Origin of the sequence: Dyadobacter sp. NIV53 (genome assembly GCF_019711195.1) — a bacterium.
Taxonomy (GTDB): domain Bacteria; phylum Bacteroidota; class Bacteroidia; order Cytophagales; family Spirosomataceae; genus Dyadobacter.
This window is the reverse complement of sequence record NZ_CP081299.1, coordinates 2861549-2879087: the sequence shown is the minus strand read 5'-3', so window position 1 is coordinate 2879087 and position 17539 is coordinate 2861549. Positions and strand designations below refer to the sequence as shown.

At 41.2% G+C, this 17539-nt stretch carries 13 protein-coding genes; 7 read left to right on the top strand and 6 right to left on the bottom strand.

Going from position 1 to position 17539, the window contains the following annotated elements; all coding sequences use genetic code 11:
- Positions 1 to 77: 77 nt before the first annotated feature.
- Positions 78 to 302: a hypothetical protein gene (locus KZC02_RS11585; protein ID WP_221394244.1), complete on the bottom strand. Its 225-nt coding sequence runs from the start codon at positions 300 to 302 to the stop codon at positions 78 to 80.
- A gap of 176 nt (positions 303 to 478) precedes the next feature.
- Between KZC02_RS11585 and KZC02_RS11580 the strand changes: the two genes are divergently transcribed.
- Both KZC02_RS11580 and KZC02_RS11575 read left to right on the top strand, forming a co-directional pair.
- Positions 479 to 3172: a PVC-type heme-binding CxxCH protein gene (locus KZC02_RS11580; protein ID WP_229254191.1), complete on the top strand. Its 2694-nt coding sequence runs from the start codon at positions 479 to 481 to the stop codon at positions 3170 to 3172.
- 177 nt (positions 3173 to 3349) lie between these two features.
- Positions 3350 to 4276, top strand: a complete 927-nt coding sequence (locus KZC02_RS11575; RefSeq protein ID WP_221394243.1) for a hydroxypyruvate isomerase family protein — start codon at positions 3350 to 3352, stop codon at positions 4274 to 4276.
- A gap of 132 nt (positions 4277 to 4408) precedes the next feature.
- On the opposite strand, the gene KZC02_RS11570 is transcribed toward KZC02_RS11575, so the two are convergent.
- Both KZC02_RS11570 and KZC02_RS11565 read right to left on the bottom strand, forming a co-directional pair.
- A complete protein-coding gene (locus KZC02_RS11570) occupies positions 4409 to 4720 on the bottom strand; it encodes an isoamylase early set domain-containing protein (RefSeq protein ID WP_221394242.1) in 312 nt (103 codons plus the stop codon).
- A 152-nt stretch (positions 4721 to 4872) separates the two neighbouring features.
- Positions 4873 to 7164: a TonB-dependent receptor gene (locus KZC02_RS11565; protein WP_221394241.1), complete on the bottom strand. Its 2292-nt coding sequence runs from the start codon at positions 7162 to 7164 to the stop codon at positions 4873 to 4875.
- A 177-nt stretch (positions 7165 to 7341) separates the two neighbouring features.
- Here KZC02_RS11565 and KZC02_RS11560 point away from each other — a divergent pair, with 177 nt between their 5' ends.
- On the top strand, positions 7342 to 7752 hold the full coding sequence (locus tag KZC02_RS11560; protein WP_221394240.1) for a DoxX family protein: 411 nt from the start codon (positions 7342 to 7344) through the stop codon (positions 7750 to 7752).
- Between the two features lie 138 nt (positions 7753 to 7890).
- Here the strand turns inward: KZC02_RS11560 and KZC02_RS11555 are convergent, their stop codons facing one another.
- A complete protein-coding gene (locus tag KZC02_RS11555) occupies positions 7891 to 8862 on the bottom strand; it encodes an aldo/keto reductase (protein ID WP_221394239.1) in 972 nt (323 codons plus the stop codon).
- A 143-nt stretch (positions 8863 to 9005) separates the two neighbouring features.
- Between KZC02_RS11555 and KZC02_RS11550 the strand changes: the two genes are divergently transcribed.
- The 4 genes from KZC02_RS11550 to KZC02_RS11535 all read left to right on the top strand — a co-directional run bounded on the left by KZC02_RS11550 (position 9006) and on the right by KZC02_RS11535 (position 13428).
- A complete protein-coding gene (locus tag KZC02_RS11550; RefSeq protein WP_229254190.1) occupies positions 9006 to 9779 on the top strand; it encodes a M23 family metallopeptidase in 774 nt (257 codons plus the stop codon).
- Between the two features lie 214 nt (positions 9780 to 9993).
- On the top strand, positions 9994 to 11277 hold the full coding sequence (locus tag KZC02_RS11545) for an aminotransferase class V-fold PLP-dependent enzyme (protein ID WP_221394238.1): 1284 nt from the start codon (positions 9994 to 9996) through the stop codon (positions 11275 to 11277).
- A 241-nt stretch (positions 11278 to 11518) separates the two neighbouring features.
- Positions 11519 to 12130: a hypothetical protein gene (locus KZC02_RS11540; RefSeq protein WP_221394237.1), complete on the top strand. Its 612-nt coding sequence runs from the start codon at positions 11519 to 11521 to the stop codon at positions 12128 to 12130.
- Between the two features lie 125 nt (positions 12131 to 12255).
- Entirely contained in the window at positions 12256 to 13428 is a 1173-nt protein-coding gene (locus KZC02_RS11535) for a glutathionylspermidine synthase family protein (RefSeq protein WP_221394236.1), read from the top strand.
- Positions 13429 to 13508: 80 nt separating this feature from the next.
- On the opposite strand, the gene KZC02_RS11530 is transcribed toward KZC02_RS11535, so the two are convergent.
- On the bottom strand, positions 13509 to 15245 hold the full coding sequence (locus KZC02_RS11530; protein WP_221394235.1) for a thiamine pyrophosphate-dependent enzyme: 1737 nt from the start codon (positions 15243 to 15245) through the stop codon (positions 13509 to 13511).
- 433 nt (positions 15246 to 15678) lie between these two features.
- Entirely contained in the window at positions 15679 to 17289 is a 1611-nt protein-coding gene (locus KZC02_RS11525; protein WP_221394234.1) for a M81 family metallopeptidase, read from the bottom strand.
- Positions 17290 to 17539: the final 250 nt, after the last annotated feature.

Below are 17539 nucleotides of genomic sequence, written 5' to 3'. Positions count from 1 at the left end.
CCGTTTGAAGAAGAAGTAACAGACATAGAAAGCATTTATTTACATGAATGCTTTCCAATATTTCAGACCATAATTTTCTAAGGGAATATCCTCATTTTTATTTTGGCAATGAATTCCAGTGCTTTTTTACGCGTTTCGGAAGAGTCTGAAATAATGCTGTTCGCCTTTTTCTTTATTGCCTCTTTAATATCGCGACGTTCGTCATCCGTGGCAGTAGCCAGGTAATCTGTACAGGCTTTGCTTACGGCTTCGTGCTCGGACAGCGTATTGGCCTCCATCATTTTTTTGATTAAATCTTCCATTATAGCCTGTTATTATAACTTTAATCAGAAATCATTATTTCTGATATTTTGTTCCGTCAAACTAGTTCTTATAAATATTGTAGCACTGTTTTTATATCACTTCATTTCTTTATTCAACAAACATAAGGTAATTTTAAATGTTTTTTTGAATAATATCCGCATCATCCAAGTACGTTTTGAAACAATTTAAATTTAATAAAATTACTGTATTAATTGCAGTAATTATTTGCTCTTCTTTTACCCGCGGTTTTTGCCAAGCACCTGATTCACTGGTAATAATTCATCCTGACAGCATTTATGCACATCTTTCGGAATCTGAAAAAAGATTTACGATCAATGCGGTTGCAGGACTTGACATTGCAGAAGGGTTGGAAGCAACGCTGTTTGCAGCTGAACCAAACCTGACCAATCCAACAAATATTGATGTAGACCACCGGGGCAGGGTTTGGGTTTTGGAAGGTTACAATTACCGGCCTGCCGTAAACGGTAAATCCGAGTTAGGTATGGGTGATCGTATCCTGATCCTTGAAGATAAAGACGGAGATGGCAAAGCAGATATTACTAAAGTATTTTACCAGGGATCTGAAATAAATGCTCCATCCGGAATATGGGTGATGGGCAATAAAGTGATCGTTTCCCAAAGTCCGTATGTATGGCTTTTTACAGATACAAACGGAGATGATAAAGCGGATAAAAAAGAAGTACTGTTTAAAGGAATTGGAGGAGTTCAGAACGATGCAGGTATTCATGCGTTCGTATTTGGGCCGGATGGAAAGTTCTATTTCAATTATGGCAATGCAGGCAGGCAGCTCGTAGACGGGCAGGACCGGCCGTTACTGGATAAATATGAAAGGCCAATCAATTTCAGGCAATATAAACAAGGTGTGGTTTTCCGGTGTGACCAGGATTTCAGAAAAGTAGAAATTCTGGCAGAAAACTTTCGGAATGGGTTTGAAGTGGCCGTTGACAGTTACGGAACTATGTGGCAGTCGGATCAGGAAGAGCCGGGAAATGGCAGTGACAGGGTTTCTTATGTCATGGAGAACGGGAATTTTGGATATATTGATGAGATGAACGGTAACAGCTGGCGTGTTAACAGGACCAATCTGGAAGATGAAATTCCGAGACGCCACTGGCACCAGAACGATCCTGGCGTAGTACCAAATCTGTTACAGACAGGTTCCGGTTTCCCAATGGGCATGACGGTTTACGAGGGAAATTTACTGCCACGCCGCTTTTGGGATCAGGTTATCTTAGCTGATGCAGGCCAAAATGCTTTAAATTCATTTCCCGTTGCAGACGACGGTGCTGGATACAAATCAACTGGTATTCTGCCGGTTATGGAAGGTAAGCGCGATAAATGGTTCCGGCCTTCTGATGTTTGTGTAGCGCCCGACGGATCTTTGATTGTGTCAGACTGGTATGATCCGGTAATAGGAGGAAATAAAATGAAGGATAAAAGCAGGGGCAGATTATACCGGATTGCGCCTCCGGGTGTGCCCTATAGAATTCCCGTATATGATTTGACGTCTCCTGCGGAAGCGGTAAAAGCATTACAAAGCCCTAATTTATCCATGCGTTATATGGCGTGGAATGCTTGTGTTAAATTGGGCTGGGAAGCTGAAACAGAGTTGGAAAACCTGTTTCGCCAATATGATGGAAATCCTCGTTTGCGAGCTCGTGCATTATGGGTTTTGAATAATATTGAAGGATTTAATTACCGGAACCTGGATATTGGATTCAGAGAACTTAATCCGAATCTGAGAATTGTTGCTCTTCGTGCTGTTCGCCAGCGCAACAGTGACCCGACTGAATATATCAAAAGGTTGACAGCCGACCCAAACCCACAGGTTCGTCGTGAATGTGCCCTGGCCATCAATCATAACCATACGTATGAAGCCCTGGATGTCTGGCTGCAATTAGCCCAGCAATATAAAGGGAATGATCGTTGGTCGGTAGAAGCGCTGAGTATCGGTGCTATAGGTCAATGGGAGCGGATTTTTCCTGCCTGGCTGGCAAAAACCGGTGCAAATCCTGAGCGCTCACCAGCTGGGAAAGACATTATCTGGCTGGCACGTACCCGGAAGGCAATTCCTTTTCTGACTACTTTGGCATCCGATACAGCAGTGAATTTTAAGAGCAGGTTAAAATATTTCCGTGCATTTGATTTTTTTCATGCAGGTTATGAAAAATCCCAGGCATTGCTTCATGTAATGACCGTGCCGTCGTCGGATCGTATTGAAGTAAGCAAACTGGCATTATTACATTTGGATAAATCCTTTGTTAGTAACTCTCAGCAGGGATTAACAGCCCTGAATAAATTGCTGGACGAAACCTACGGAACCGGGGATTATATTGAACTGGTAACCCGGTACCAGCCTGATTCGGAAAATGACCGGTTATTTGACCTTGCTTTGTCTAAATCTGATGAAGTAATTGGCCGGGATGCAGGAGGATTACTTCTTGAACAGGCGGGTCTGTCTTACGTTTCTGAAAAGCTGGAAACTTTAAACGATAAGAAAAAAGTGGCGTTACTGGCGTCTATTCAGACAGTGGGAAGTACTGAGGCCGTATACCTGCTAAGATCTGCTGCATTAAATACCAATGATCCGGTTTCAGTTCGTTCAAGCGCTGCGCGATATTTGGGAGGAAGCTGGCCCGGTGAAGAGTCTGTTGTGAAATTATTAAAAGGAAATCAGATAGACGGAGAAGTGAAAGAAGCTGCGCTGGAAGGAGTGAAAAATGCTTTCAGAGAAGAAATAAAAAAAGAACTGGCTCCTTATTTCCCGCAGCCGGTAGAAGAAGTCATTGCCTCACCGGTTGAAATTAAAACCAAAAAAGAAAAACGTAAAAAGAAAAGAAACACTTAACAGGCATAAAGATATGACGGGCCATAAACTATCACTTAGTGAAAATTAGTGTATTCGTGGCATTTCTTCCTGGCAAAATAATTTGTAGCAAGGTAATTCATTTAAGAAATTAGTTTTTGGGGTATATTTTAATAAAAACCATCTTTACATGTCTAAAACCATAACGTAAAGAAAGATATGCTCCGCAGAAATTTTGTGAAATCTACATTAGGGGTGGCTGGCGCTGCAATTGCAGCAGGTGAAACTTTTGCCAATCCTACTGGAACACTTGCTCCGAATAAATTTAAACTTAAATATGCCTCACATTTTGGTATGTTCCAGAATAGTGTAGGGAAAGATGTAATTGATCAGTTGAAATTCATGGCTGACCAGGGATTCATGGCATTGGAAGACAATGGTATGATGGGCCGGCCCGTAGAAGAGCAGGAGAAAATAGCTAAGGAAATGCTTCGTTTGAAGATGGAAATGGGCGTTTTTGTAGTAGATAAAGGTGGAAATGGGGCCAATACACTGGCAGCAGGTAAAAAAGAAAATATTGATATTTTTTTAAATGGCTGCCGGAAAGCTGTGGAAGTTGCCAAGCGCGTCAACGCCAAATGGATGACAGTTGTACCTGGTGATTTCGAACGTAATCTGCCGATTGGAGTACAAACCGGACATGTAATTGATGCACTTCGCCGTGGGGCAGAAATATTGGAACCGGCCGGACTGGTAATGGTTCTGGAACCACTGAGTGATTCCCCTAATTTGTTTTTACGTACTTCCGATCAGACTTACGAAATTTGCCGTGGCGTAAACAGTAAATCTTGTAAAATACTGTACGACATTTACCACATGCAAAAAAACGAAGGCCGTCTTATTCACAATATTGACATGACCTGGAGTGAAATTGATTATTTTCAGATAGGAGACGAACCAGGCCGCAATGAGCCGACCACGGGAGAAATCAACTATAAAAATATATTTAAGTATATCTACGACCGTAGCAAAAAAGAAAATAAATCATTCATCATGGGAATGGAGCATGGCGTTTCCCAAAAAGGAAAAGAGGGAGAAACCGCTCTCATCAAAGCTTACGTTGACAGCGATAACTTTGCAATGTAATTAGCTCGGTCCGTCGCAATGTTAGCTTTTCGGTTACTTTAAAATAAAAAAGGAAAATGACCAGTATAAACCATACCAGGCCATTTTCCTTTAACCGTTTAACCGTTTAACCGTTTAACCGTTTAACCGTTTTTACAACACAACTACCGAGTTTTCAGCAGTAGCATCTACACCGGCAGGAACGTATTTATCGGCTTCCCAGTCGTTTTCCCATTTTGCATCGTCAAGGATATATTTGAACTGGTATTCTCCTGCACCAAGTTCAAGAGTTCCTTTAAATGAACCGTCTTTTTGTTTTTTCAAAGCGATGCCTTCCTCCGGATTCCATCCGTTAAATTCACCTACAAGCGCTACTTTTTTTGTTTCAACTGCTGCTTCTGCAGGTACTGTAAATGTAACTTTGTAAACAGATTTACTTTTTACAAATTGCTTAGTTAATGCCATAGTTATGTAGTGTTTTTTATATTGACGCTACAAATATACAATCAATCATTATTCAATGCAATGAATATCAGTATAATAAATGTTTTTCATCCCCGAATAGTTATATAAACCATTTTGAAAAATGAATTTTTCCGTAAAATTTAATGTAATTTTTAGTGGAAAGTATACCTGAAACCTGCGAATCCTCTGATCCCCTGATTGGGTGCAAAAACATAGGATGGATCAAAAGTTAAGCGGTTTGGATTGTCCGGCGTTGACACTACTTGTCCCTGAGGATCAAAGGTTACGTTTTTATCAAACGGATCAAAAGACCTTGCAATGGAGTTCGCAGGAGGCGTGAAATTAAGCAGGTTTTTTACTCCGCCATAGAATTCCAGCCCGTTAGGGAATTTCTTCGTTACCTGTATATTTTGCAGCGACCATATTGGGGATATCGCAGCGCGCGGATCGTTTTCACTCAATAATGGCAGGCGCATCGGGCCATAAATATTCCCTGTATAATCAAACGATATACCCGCTTTTTGAATTTCATAAGAAACAGCCCAGATTCCGGTAAACTTTTCAGTTAATACAGGCCGGAATTTAATACCGTTCTCGCTCTGGAAATTATCCATAAACGTACCTCCGGCAATAATTTTTAAGGGAAATGAGAAATTAAAGTCCAGATTCAGGCTAATTCCTTTTGAAACTGCATATCCATTCAGGTTATCATAAATAATCAGATTCGGATCAGTATCATAATCTGGTAAAATGCGGTTGGTGAAGTAAGTATAAAAAACAGAAGCATCGAAACCAACAAAGGAATTTCCGGTAACGATCTTTTTTACAAAATTGATATTTGCATTCCAGCTCTGTTCCGGATTCAGTTTCTCTCTGACAATAACCTGCCTTGAACCCGTAAGCGCAGCGTGATCCTCGGTAAATAAATTAACAATACGGAAACCACGTCCAATGTTAAGACGAACTACATCGGTCTGGTTTAACTTTATTTTATAGGCCAGTCTGGGTGTGAAAATACTCCCGTGACGGCTATTGTAATCATATCTCGCACCTAGCAGCAACGCATGAGAACCCATCTTGATTTCATCCTGTACAAAAACCCCCGGAAGGAAGGTTTGGTCCGCATGATCTCTTCCATCCGAATACCTGGTTGCGGGCGTGTTGTCATTGTAAAAAGTATAGCGGAACGGTGCTCCGAATAAGAAGTTGTGTTTCCCTGCTACTTTATCCCATAACAATTGTGCAAATGAGATTTTCTGGTCGGCATTAAAAAGTACATGGCCGTAAACCGAGTTCTGATTATGAGAGCTGAACGAATACTGGAATGTGATTTTTTCTTTGGTTGGCAGCTGGTAATTACCCAATATCTCATAACGTTTGGTATAAATACTCTCGCCATATACTTCACTGCCACCACGATAAGATTTATTCCAGTTCATCTGCCCGCCCCAGCGGTCTTCATAATAATATCTGATTGCAACATTGGCCATCTTATTGTCCGGAAGATTAAATGACCATTTGTTAAAAACAGAGATACGGTTTTGCAGAGTCAGATCTGTAAAGCCATCTTTATTATTATCAATCGGATTCTGGTAATTGAAATAACTGATGCCGAGCAAAGAAGTTACTTTTGGGCTGGGAGTCAGTTTTAGCCCGAGGTCTACATTATAATCCAGCCAGGAAGTACTGAAAACATCTGCTGAAAAGGTAGGGGCTTTGGATGGATTTTTAGTGATAATATTAATCAATCCGCCAACAGCTTCCGAACCATATAAAGTAGACGCCGGTCCTTTTACAATTTCAACCCTGTCTATCAGGCTATTGGGGATTCCGGATAATCCATAAACCGTCGAAAGCCCGCTTACCATCGGCATGCCGTCGATCAGAACCATCGTATAGGGGCCTTCTAATCCGTTGATATGGATATCTCCTGTGCTGCACACATTACAATTCAGCTGTGGCCTGACTCCGTTTACATAGCTTAATCCTTCAAAAATACTTGGTACCGGGTTTTTATATATAAATTTTGCGGTAATAATGTCCACCGGAACCGGACTGTCGAGTTTGGAAACTTCTTTCATCGTTCCTGTAACCACCACTTCATCTAATGAATTTTCTCCCGATTTTAGTGTGAAGTCTTTTGTAACGTTTTTGTCGATCCTTATATTTTTTTCTGTAATTGTCGGAAAAGAAACATAACTGATCCTGATCGTATAATTGCCTTTTGGAATTGAAGTGATCAAATAATTACCCAATGTGTCAGCAGTAGTGCCAATTTTCAATTCGTTGATATAGACCGCTGCGCCAAATGCAGGTTCTGTTTGTCCCTCCAAAGAGATTTTTCCTGATAGTACATGTTGCCCCAACGGATGTTGCCCCAACGGAGGTTGCCCAAAAGCGGACAAAGACAATGTACAAAATATAAGTAGTATGAGTAATTTCATATATCGTCGAATTTTATATTTATTTCAATCTTAATATTATTTTAGACAAATCTAAAAATATTATTTGACAAATAAAATATGAATTCTTGGCGGGTATATTATTTTTTTTTCTGAACTATCTGCGAAGCCGTTTTGGTTACAGTAACTTAGTACTCATTACAAATAACCCATTGATCTATGTTGAAAGATTTTTTAAAGCCAGTTAAACTACCAAATACGGCCGATTGGGCTGTACTTATTTTGAGAGTCGGAATCTCTCTTTTGATGATTAACCATGGATATGCCAAGCTAAGCAACTTTATGAGCGGAGATCATACTTTTGCTGATCCGGTTGGAATTGGAGAGGAATTGTCTTTAATACTGACAATTGGTGCAGAATTCTTTTGTTCTATTCTACTAATTATTGGATTGGCTTCCCGTGCAGTGCTTATACCGTTACTTTTTACGATGCTCGTTGTATTGTTCATCGTTCACGCGAACGACCCTTTTGATAAAAAGGAACATGCGATATTGTTTATAATCCCTTATATCGCACTGCTTTTAACAGGTCCCGGAAGGTTTTCTTTTGATAAAGCTTTGTTTAAATAGATTTAGCTCTTTAACTCACCCCGATTTGTAATCGGGGTGGCTATGGTTGCACGTTTGTAACGTGCTTATTAAACATTGTTTAAGCGCGTTACAAACGCGAGACCATAACCGCTCCCGATTGCAAATCGGGGCGAGCTTCTACTGAGACCACTGAGTTGGCTCACGGTCCCAACGATGCTGTTTCAGTTTTTCTGCCAGATCAATTGCTAATTTTTCACCATCACTGGCAGATACATTCGATCTTACATGAGGCAGTTTTCTCATACCCGGAATGGTCGTATGCACATCGGTATTGTTGAGAATAAACTTCAAAGCCAGTTCAGGCATTGTCATACCTTCCGGTATATCTTTTCTCAGGGCTTCGGCATGGTCCACACTCGAATTCAGGTTCTCAGGAACGAAATAAGTCGAACGCCAGTCGTCGGCCGGGAAAGTGGTTTCCTTTGTAAAAGTTCCTGTCAGTGTGCCTTCATCAAACGGAACCCTGGAAATTACACCAATATCCATCTTTTTGCATAATGGGAAAAGGTTGTCTTCCGGTGCCTGATCGAAAATATTATAAATTACCTGAACCGCGTCAATTAAACCTGTTTTCAGCGTTTTCAGCGAATTGTCCGGTTCCCAGCGGTTCAGGCTCAGTCCCCAGCGTTCGACTTTTCCCTCTTTGGTCAGTTTCTGGATTGCTTCTTTCCATTCATCTTCCTGTGCCCAGCTATCTTCCCAAACGTGGAACTGAAGGAGGTCAATTTGTTCCAGCCCTAAGTTTTTCAAGCTTTTTTCTGCGTATTCAATAATGTAGCCGGCCGGGAAAACTTCGCTTAATTTAAACTCAGGCCTTGACGGCCACTGACGGTTTTTGGGCGGGATTTTAGTAGCTGCATAAAGCTTTTTATCAGGGTACCGTTTGATCAGTTCTCCCAGTATTTTTTCACTTAATCCTTCTGCATAACCCCATGCAGTATCAAAAAAATTAACGCCGGATTCTACGGCAAGATTGAGTGAATCATCTGTTTCTTTGCGGTCGGAACCAGTCCATCCCGCAAGTCCCCACATCCCATAACCGATCTCACTTACTTCCCATCCGGTGCGTCCAAAGCGGCGATATTGCATTGTAAAATTGTTTAGTGTTTTCGTTTAAAGGAATTTATAGGAGCTTTTTAATGTAATACGCCTATTTTTGTTGCAATTTATTATTTTAGCAGGGCTTCAAGGGTTTTGTTTATAATTCAGGATTAAAGTAAAAACGATCAGTGTTGACGAAGAAAGGGGTAGTACTAATGACTGTGAAAGGAATTGCCGGTATCGTATTGATTTTCAGTATTGCTGGCTGGACAAATGGGACTAATCGCTCTGATAAGACATTGGAATATTGCAGCACTTTCCGCCAGATACAGCTGGATATAAGGGATTGTGTCATTTCTCCTGATTCGGCAAGGATTGCTTTTCAGACAGTTATGCGCAATATCAGGTCAGAGTTTAATAAAGATTCCTGCCGTGCTATCGACTCGTCTTATTTTGTATACCCGGTACGCTGTTATCTACCCAAAGAATCCATAGGTGGTAAAGGAGAGGGATTCCGGCCGGAAGGTTTTGATCTTTTTGACATGAATGTAAAAGGGAGCCATCCAGCCCACGACCTGTTTGTATATGACAAAAATCAGGATGGTATTGATGACCGTACCTGGCACCCGATTGATGTACTTTCTTTCACATCCGGAATAGTGATTGCCACAGAAACAGAATGGAAATCGGACAGTGAGCTACGCGGAGGTAACTGGATATGGATTTATGATCCCTGCCTGGATGGGTTATTCTATTATGCTCATAATAATATTGTAAACGTGCAGCCCGGCCAATGGGTGAATGCCGGTGATAAAATCTCTGAAATGGGCCGGACAGGCTTTAATGCCTACAAAAAACGTTCGCCGACACATTTGCATATGATGTTTTTGAAACTGAACAGTGATGCATTGCCCGAGCCTTACGATACTTACGACTGGATGCTAAACGCAGCAATCAGGGAGTAAAGTTTAAAAGGAACAGGTTTGAGCTGAATCAGGGATTTTTATTAAAGGCTTATCAATCAATATAATAAAATTCCAATACGCGATTTTTGATGTGTCAATATTCAGGTAAAGTTGTATATTGACCATTGTTTGTTGCTTATGGCCCATTTTCTTAAATGGTTTACATGATCCTGTCAAATTCACTCAATTACTATTCCTATAAAAAACTTTATTTATGAACAACCGTCGATCCTTTTTCAGGAAAAGTGCAGCCATTGGTTTGGGAGCATTTGGAGTCAATAGCCTTTTTAATGAATTGCATGCCGCTGATTTTCAGGAAGCTGAAAAATTGTGGAACGTGAATGGCGATAATGAAGATTATTGGTCAGTTATTCAGGATGCTTATTCTGCGAGTAAAAGTGATATTCTTATTCTGAATAATGGTGGAGTTTCGCCATCCCCGCTGGTTGTTCAGGAATCTCTTGAAAAATACAACAGACAAGCCGCACAGGGGCCGTCTTATTACATGTGGCGGATTATGGACAAAGGCCGCGAACCGTTACGCCAGCGTTTGGCAGGACTGGGCGGTTGTGATGCCGAAGAAATTGCGATCAACCGCAACGCAACTGAGGCACTTAATACTGTTATTTTTGGCTTACCACTGCAAAAAGGCGATGAGGTAATCGGTATGAAATTCGATTATCCAAACATGATGAATGCCTGGAAACAACGGGAACTCCGTGACGGAATAGTTTATAAGCAATTAACATTTCAGTTTCCGATAGAAGATGATGAGCAAATCGTAAAAGCATACGAAAATGCCATAACGCCTCAAACAAAAATTATTCATCTTACGCATGTAGTGAACTGGGTAGGACAGATCATGCCCGTGAAAAAGATCAGCCAGATGGCACATAAGAAAGGTATTGAAGTGATTGTGGACGGAGCACATTCATTCGGGTTACTGGATTTTAAAATTCCTGATCTGGAATGTGATTATTTTGGTACCAGTCTGCATAAATTTTTAAGTGCGCCGGTTGGAAGCGGAATGATGTGGGTTAAAAAGGATAAAATTGCCAAAATATGGCCGCTCGTTTGTAATCATGAACCTACCAGTGCCGACATCCGGAAGTTCGAGACTTTGGGGACCAGAAGTTTTTGTATTGAACAGGCTATTGGGGAGGCAATTAATTTTCAGGAAGGAATTGGAACCAAACGCAAGCAGGAACGTATCCATTTCCTGAAAAAATACTGGGCTGAAAAAGCATTGCAAATTCCGGGCGTAAAAATCCATACTTCTCTTAAACCTGAATATTCCTGTGCTATTGCCGGAATTAGTATTGATGGATTAAAACCGGGAGAACTTGATGGTAAATTATTTAAAGACTATAAGATCCATACAGTTGGGATTAACTATGAATATTTGAACTGTGTACGCGTTACACCCCATGTGTATACCAAAATAAGTGATCTGGACAGGTTTGTAGATGCTTTGAGCCAAATTGCAAAGAAAGCCTGATATAAATTGAAGTTAATGCGTTAGACTTTCCAAAACCAGGCATCCCTGTTTCAGAAACATGGAAAGTCTGGTTTTGGAAAGTCTTTTTCATAGATGTCTTTTTAGTTAAAGACAACCGCCATCCATCTCATTTTCGGATTTCTGATAAGACAATATAACCACCTGAACTAATAATACTTCCCTTCGATTTTATAAATAACTACTTTTAAGGTAATCTTCTTGCTAATAAACCAAATTGACAATGACACAGTTACGAAAAGGTTCTTTTATAAAAAAGGTAAAAGACATAAGTATCAGCAGTGCACTTGCTCTGACTATTTTATCCTCAGGAATGATGATGCCGGGTTGTTCATCCAAGGATGATGAGTCGGATTATAGTTATGAAGAAACGACTTATTCAAAAGGAATCCGTTCACATATTAAGGAAGTAAAACCGGGCGAATTCAAAATCATGGATGAAGAAAATGTGGCGGCAGACAAATCTGTTGCTATTGTTTCCTATCTGGACGGACATACCGATTCGCTGAGTACATCCGCCGCCAAAGCATTGATTGATAGCGAAATCCGTACCAACCAGAATAATGTGGGTCATCATAGCGGTTTATCAACCATGTTGCTTTATGGAGGAATGGGCTATATGCTGGGCCGTAATTCAGGCAATGGTTATATCAATAATTACCGTCAGCAAAATAATAATCCAAGCGGGTATTATGGAAGCGCAAGTGCATATAACAAATCGCAGGGTGCAGTTCAGGCCGTAAATTCTTCACGTTCAACCCGCGTCGTAAACAGCCGTCCTTCCAGTGGTAGAAGTGGTTTCTTCGGACGTTCAGCTGGCAGAAGCGGGGGTTGACTATTCGCCATTAAGAAGTTAAGTTTCATTAAGATTACAGTCTTAATTTCCTTAATGAGTTATTTTGTCATATTGATTATTTTACCATGCGAATGGTTTGGTTTAATCTTCCCTGTTACTAAAATATGATTCATTTAAAATCTCTTCCGGAACATCCTGAAAAGGCACTTCAAAAAGTAGGATGGAACTGGATGCTTGGCACGGATACAGCTCCATATGTAACCAGTGATGTTGTTGTTATAAGCGAAGAAACTGCGGACCAATATTATCATGCTGCCGAAACATTGTACGATATGCTCGTGGAAGCCGGACAGCATGTGGTAGATAATAATCTTTTTCAGGAAATGGGTATTCCTGAAAATCTGGTAGAAATTATCAAACTTTCCTGGGAAGATGACCGTCAGGTACACTTATACGGCCGGTTTGACCTGGCCGGTGGTATTGACGGCGAGCCGGTAAAACTGATTGAATTTAATGCAGACACAGCAACTTGTATTCCTGAAAGCGCGGTAGTACAATGGGCACATTTACGGATAAATAATCTGGACGACTCTAAGCAGTTTAATACCTTGTACGAAACGCTTGTTGCCCAGTTTCTTTATATTAAAAGAGCCAATAGTGACCTGACAGCCTCGATCCTTTTTTCAACAATGCGCGGTTATCCGGAAGATGATACCAATGTAGCTATCCTTACCGAAGCAGCGAAGGAAGCCGGTTTTGATGTTGATTTCGCTTATATTGAAGAAGTGGAATTTTCTAATGGAGAAGGTATTTTTAAGCAAAATCCGGATGATGGCAGCTTTATCCGTTTCGATTACTGGTTCAAACTTGTTCCCTGGGAATTCATTGGAAATGATGAACCCGAACTCGCTAAAATACTGACGGAGATCATCAGAAACCGTAAAGCTGTAATTCTTAATCCTGCTTACACCTTGTTATTCCAGTCCAAATATATCCTGAAAGTTTTGTGGGATCTATATCCTTATCATCCGTTGCTTTTACAAACGGAACCGGCTGCTTTATCGCATAAAAAATCAGTATGTAAAGTGCTTTTTGGCAGAGAAGGTGCGAATGTGGCTATTTTGGAAGAAGATGGAAAAGTATCTCAGCAAGTGGAAGGTGAGTACGAAGATCAGGCAAAAATATATCAGGAATATATAGCGTTTCCAATCGATTCTGCCGGGTTTTCATATCAGGCTGGTATATTTTATGCCGGAGAACCCTGTGCACTGGGATTCAGGCGCGGTGGAAAAATTTTAGATAATACAGCACAATTTGTTGGCCATTTGGTGGAGTAAGATACAGATGAATTGGAGCCGGCCGGATATTAGAGAAGTCAACTTTTCAAAAGTTGACTTCTCTGACTCAGAGTAAATGCTTACAACAACTCCGTTAAATGCCGGTAATTGGATTTTGCAATATCCAGAGCTTCGTCCATTCTGCCACCAAGTACCAGTTTTGTCATCGACAAAGCATAACCTTTAACCTGTTCCCATTCCACTTTTGGGGGCATTGCCAGTGAAGCAGGATTGGTCATGATATTAATCAAGACCGGGCCGTTTTCCAGAAAAGCGTCTTTCAGGGCATTATGGACTTCATCCGGTTCGTTCACGGTAATCCCCCTGAACCCCATTGCCAGAGCAACCATTGCAAAATCAGGATTTACCATATCTGTCTCATTATCTGGCAAGCCCTGTACTTCCATTTCGAGCTTTACCATGCCCAATGACCTGTTATTAAACACTACCAGTTTGATCGGTAAACGATATTGTTTGATAGTTGCCAGATCACCCAATAACATCGATAAGCCACCGTCACCGCAAAAGGCAATCACTTGCCTGTCGGGATAAGCCAGTGAAGCGCCGATTGCCATCGGCATTGCATTAGCCATAGAACCATGATTGAAAGATCCAAGCATCAGTCTTTTTCCGGTGGACTGAATGTAACGCGCACCCCAAACACAGCACATACCCGTGTCCAGTGTGAAAATAGCGTCGTTAGCAGCCAGTTGATTGATTGTTGATGCTACAAACTCCGGACTAATATTGTCTTCTCTTCCTTTGTCGTGTACATAGGTCAGCAGGTTTTCTTTTACTTTATCATATAGATCCAGCTGTGCTTTCAGGAAACTTTCATCTGTTTTGTTTTTTATCAAAGGCAATAAAGCTTTGACACTGTCCTTGATTTTTCCAGCAAGGCCCAGATCTAATTTTGCCCTGCGGCCAAGCCTTTCCGGTTTTTCATCTATCTGTATAATTTTATTTTTAGTTGGCATGAACGGCGCATAAGGGAAATCAGTCCCCAGCAACAGCACCACATCCGACTCATGCATGGCATGATACGCAGATGGAAGCCCGATCAGACCAGTCATTCCTACTTCATACGGATTGTCGTATTGGATACCCATTTTACCACGGAAGGAATAACCAACAGGCGCTTTGAGTAAAGCTGCCAGTTCAATAATTTCATCATGCGCTTCCCTCGCTCCGATACCGCAGTAAATTGAAACCTTTGCATTGCTGTTCAGTAGTGCCGCTACACTTCCAAGTTCTTCGTCTGAAGGACGCATTACCGGATTGCTTCTGTAATTGTACATGGCAGTAGCACTTTCTTCGGCAGGTAAACCGGACACGTCGCCTGGCAATCCGAAAACTGCAACGCCTTTATGATGGATTGCATGCTGAATAGCAGACTGTAACATACGCGGGGCCTGTGCGGCAGTAGTTGCAATTTCATTATAACAACTGCAATCGTCAAACAACTTTATGGTATTGGTCGACTGAAAATAATCGGTGCCAAAATCGTTTGTGTTCATGGTGGAAGCAATGGCAATGACAGGCACACCTGAACGATGCGCATCATACAATCCATTGATCAGGTGAACATGTCCGGGCCCGCTACTGCCGGCACAACAAGCCAGTCCGTCCAGTTCCGCTTCGGCAGCAGCGGCATAAGCGCCAGCTTCTTCATGCCTGACATGGATCCATTTTATTTTTCCGCTTCTTCTCACCGCGTCATTCAGTTCATTTAAACTGTCGCCTGTTACGGCGTAGATTCTTTTTACGTTATTGGCGACCAGCATTTCAACAATTTGATCTGCAACTTTTTTGCTCATATCCTGACTTTAAAGTAATAAGTTAATGTATAATCAATGGGGTTTATAACTTTCCCCAATAAGCGTACCGCAGGCTTTTGTATTTGAAAAGATTTTCTTAATAATACCTAAACTATCAATTTTTTCTCTGGATATGCCTGATATGAAGGTTTGAACGGCACTTATAATGACTGCATTTTTTTTAATATAAATTGCCGGGCGGCAATCTGCGATTCAGCCTTCTAACATTCATATACAAGTAACGCAATACATGTTTTGTTCCGGGATTTATAAATTCGAAGGTATAATGTTAAAGACAGCATTACAGGATCGTCTGCCGCAGGATTAGCAGGATTTAAGTTATTATTAAAGTATAAAAAAAGCACTTGGCATTTATTTGCCAAGTGCTTTTTTGCATCGCTGTTCTCTTTAAATCAGCTATTACATATCTTGTTTATTTATCAGATAGGGGAACGAATTGTGCTTTAAGATCCGGATCTTTCATGTCCTTGTCTAACGGGAACATGGGATGTTTAATCCTTTTGTAACCAAGTCTTTCCAGATTTTGGTCTACTCCGCCTGGTGTCAATGCCAGTAGCCAGTCTGCCCGCATGTTGTAAAGTTCGGGCTCCAGATAACCAATTTTTACCACAACAATATCAGATTTGCGCGGGTTAAGGCCAAGTCTGGTGAAATCAGCTTCTTTGTGGTAAGGTTTACGAAGTTTGGTAACAATCACATGAACACTTCCTACTTTTACCACCACTTCCACCTCTGCATTTTTATCACCATATTCAATAGATTCTATTGTACCGGCAAGGCGAATAGGAGGTGCAAAACGTGCATCAACTGCTGCACCAGCGGTTGCATCTACTTTTCCACCAACACCAGCTGCAATGGCAGCTTTTACAAATTCGGGGCCAGGTATGGATGCATAAATAAGAGAAGGCCCGTTTTCTGATTTGAATTCAGGGCGTGCCAGAATTTCTGTTAATGTCCAGGTTACGTCGCCAGCGCCTCCGGCAGTTGGGTTATCACCTGAATCGCTAATAAAAAACGGGTGTTTTTGACTGGCAATTGCTTTATCCAACGCATCTTTTAAGTTGGCAGTCGGCGCTACAAAGTCAAAATCTTTCCTGACTTTCCAGAAGCTGGCAGCCAGTTGTTCAGCTGTTTTGGCAACGGTTTCTTTGTCATCGCCGGTAACCATCACAACGGCATGGTTACGTGGTTCATCAGCCCAGGCGTAACCGATCCAGATAGCGGCATCGACAACACCTTTTTGTAATGAAGCTGGTGCAACCTCAGCATATAAACTTTTTCCAGGTTCAATTCTGGTGCTGGTTTGTTCTCCCGGTAATAATATAGGTATTGGGATCCATGCTTTGTAAGCAGGCTTTCCCTTTCCGCTTTCAAGCCTTGTCAGCAGGTTTTCAACGGCTCTTTTTTTTGTTTGCATAGCATCTTCATGAGGTGCCATACGGTAGCAGGTAATTATATCCGAGTTTTGAGCCAGGCGCCACGAAACATTTCCGTGTAAATCCATTGACGTGGAAACAATGGGTTTTTTACCAATCACCTCGCGGATCCTGACAATAAAATCCCCTTCCGGATCGTCCAGGCCTACCACGCTCATAGCGCCATGGATGTCAAAAAAGATACCATCGTAAGGCAGGTTCTTTTTAAGTAATGCAAGGGATTGTTTAACCATGGATTCGTAGGCTTCTCTTGTAACTGTACCCCCAGGCAATGAACGCCCCATAAATGCCGGAAACCATGCAGCACGTTTTGGAATTGTTGAATCAGCTGAGAAAAACGGATAAGAAGTAAAAATTTCTGCACCGATTTTCGCATGAAAAGCTTCTTCATGCGTGCGTGCCGGCGAAAATGTGCTTGATTCTATTGCCAAACCCACAATGCCAATGCGGGGAAGGGCCTTTGATTGAGCTTTTGTTCCCGATTTTTCAATTGTCCGGGATGTCTCCTTTATATTGGCAGTTGAATTAGAAAATGAAGCCTTCGACAGTAAACAAAAACAAAGGCCAAACAAAAGGTTTAGTTTCATATAAAATTTTAATAAGTGCACATATTAATCTCAGATTTATTTAAAAGTACTGAACTTTTGGATTCCGAAGTAAATTTGGTACAAAAGTTTTAGAACTTGTCTTTAAGTTGATACTTATACATCAATTAGTATAATTTATATTTCGATAAGGCCATTCTCCCAAATAAATATATACCGGGCTTGGTTTGCTGCTTGTTTTAAAACGGTAAATGAATTACAAAAAATAGAATTGCCATGATAAGAGCATGGA

What these genes read in the sequence shown, in the direction of transcription:
- KZC02_RS11585 (WP_221394244.1), bottom strand. Translation starts at nt 302, where the DNA reads ATGGAAGATTTAATCAAAAAAATGATGGAGGCCAATACGCTGTCCGAG.
- KZC02_RS11575 (WP_221394243.1), top strand. Translation starts at nt 3,350, where the DNA reads ATGCTCCGCAGAAATTTTGTGAAATCTACATTAGGGGTGGCTGGCGCT.
- KZC02_RS11570 (WP_221394242.1), bottom strand. Translation starts at nt 4,720, where the DNA reads ATGGCATTAACTAAGCAATTTGTAAAAAGTAAATCTGTTTACAAAGTT.
- KZC02_RS11565 (WP_221394241.1), bottom strand. Translation starts at nt 7,164, where the DNA reads ATGAAATTACTCATACTACTTATATTTTGTACATTGTCTTTGTCCGCT.
- KZC02_RS11560 (WP_221394240.1), top strand. Translation starts at nt 7,342, where the DNA reads ATGTTGAAAGATTTTTTAAAGCCAGTTAAACTACCAAATACGGCCGAT.
- KZC02_RS11555 (WP_221394239.1), bottom strand. Translation starts at nt 8,862, where the DNA reads ATGCAATATCGCCGCTTTGGACGCACCGGATGGGAAGTAAGTGAGATC.
- KZC02_RS11545 (WP_221394238.1), top strand. Translation starts at nt 9,994, where the DNA reads ATGAACAACCGTCGATCCTTTTTCAGGAAAAGTGCAGCCATTGGTTTG.
- KZC02_RS11540 (WP_221394237.1), top strand. Translation starts at nt 11,519, where the DNA reads ATGACACAGTTACGAAAAGGTTCTTTTATAAAAAAGGTAAAAGACATA.
- KZC02_RS11535 (WP_221394236.1), top strand. Translation starts at nt 12,256, where the DNA reads ATGATTCATTTAAAATCTCTTCCGGAACATCCTGAAAAGGCACTTCAA.
- KZC02_RS11530 (WP_221394235.1), bottom strand. Translation starts at nt 15,245, where the DNA reads ATGAGCAAAAAAGTTGCAGATCAAATTGTTGAAATGCTGGTCGCCAAT.
- KZC02_RS11525 (WP_221394234.1), bottom strand. Translation starts at nt 17,289, where the DNA reads ATGAAACTAAACCTTTTGTTTGGCCTTTGTTTTTGTTTACTGTCGAAG.